Origin of the sequence: Klebsiella sp. NPDC088457, from assembly GCF_044900465.1 — a bacterium.
Classification (GTDB): Bacteria; Pseudomonadota; Gammaproteobacteria; order Enterobacterales; family Enterobacteriaceae; genus Klebsiella.
On the sequence record NZ_JBJDNH010000114.1, the window covers coordinates 1 to 1,482 of the forward strand.

Annotated in this window: 2 protein-coding genes; both read right to left on the bottom strand. The window is 58.0% G+C overall.

The features are described from left to right. Window positions 1–744, bottom strand: a 744-nt coding sequence (locus tag ACI2JR_RS28230) for a P2 family phage major capsid protein (RefSeq protein ID WP_462480102.1), incomplete at its 3' end; no start/stop codon positions are given. A 23-nt stretch (window positions 745–767) separates the two neighbouring features. After that, window positions 768–1,482 (bottom strand): GPO family capsid scaffolding protein (locus tag ACI2JR_RS28235; RefSeq protein ID WP_462480103.1); only part of this gene is annotated, 715 nt, incomplete at its 5' end.

Here is a 1,482-nt window from a genome sequence, read left to right on the forward strand (position 1 = left end):
CATGGCGTTGAAGGTCGGGAAATTGCTGGTTGTCAGCAGATCGCCGGACAAGATCACCACGTTGTCAGGGTTGCGCTTGTGCCATTCGTCCATGAGGCTGTTTTTGGCGTCATAGACCGCCGCTGCTACGTTGCCGTAGGTGCCCTCGGCGACAATGGCGTTGTTCTGGTTGCGGGAGGTGATTGTCACACCGGTAATGCGACGGTGTGCCGCTTCGTTGCGGATTTTTTGCAGCCAGCCGACGCCGCAATCCTGCAACAGCGGATTCGCTGCGCGGTCTGACGGGTCGGCGTAGCTGGTACCGTTAAAGCCAATCATGATGCGGTCGAGCGACATCTGACGGGCCATTGCCGAGCTAATCAGCGGCTGGAAGTTTGGTTGATGCGCCCACGCATCCATCTGTGCATAACTCACGGCGTAGTCGTAGTTGGTTTTACGGCACAGATAGTTGTACGGATCCATCTGGTCGTTAGCGCCGGGATTACGGCGGTTGGTGGTGCTGTTGTTGACGCCCGCCAGCGGGCCTTTGCTGCCGATCAGGATTTTCTGGCCGATCTGTTCTTCAACGCCAAAGACGTTAATCAGCTTCAGGAAAGCATCATCCTGCTGCGCGGCGGCTTCAAGGCGCTGCTGCACGGTCGGGTCAACACTGAACTGTGCCGCAACGGCGGCAGCGCTGACGCCGTTCAGCTGTGCCTGGCGGGCAACGTAGCTGTCAAACAGCTTACGGGTAGGATTTCTCATGTCGGGATCTCTCGTTATGGATATCAGTAATCAGCAAGCTGCGCGTTAGCGCCGCCGCCAGCCGCCGGGCGCTGGCTGAAATTGCCGTCAGTGCCTTCCAGCTGCTGACGCAGTGCGGCAAGGTCGGTGGTCAGTTTCTGGATAGCGGCTTTGTCCTGCTGGCGCTCCTGTTCGGCAGTGCTGAACTGCTCGCCAAGATCAACCTGAGACTGCGCCACCGCCTCGACGGCCTGATGTACCTGGCTGAAGCGCTGATCGTCGGTTTTCTGGCCCTTACCGAGAATGCCCATCACGCGGGAAAACCACTCTTTCCCGGAGTCATTACGGCTCTGATTTTCCTGCATCAGTTCGGCCTCAAAAGAGGCGGTAAACAAGGTGACTTCAGCATCCTGCGAACTAAAGCGCATGATCTCGGCGCGCTTTTCAGCGGTGAATTTCAGCTTGTCGGTACCCAGGCTTGCTGGGGTGTCGGTCATCGCCAACCCCATGAGATACGGGCCTTTCGTCAGGGGGAAGCTGGGATGTATTTCAGTGCTGGAATAGACCTTCTTGCCGTCGGCCAGCATGTCCGCCATGCGTTGGGTGGGCTCAATCTCTGCAAAGAGATGAGCCTCCCCCGTCAGCGGGCCTTCGTTGATATCCTCAGCGGACAGAGCGACAACGTCCCCCATCGCGCTGAATAAGCTGTCAGGCATCGGGGTAGGTGAGTGCTCGATTTTTTCGGGGGGGGGATGTTTA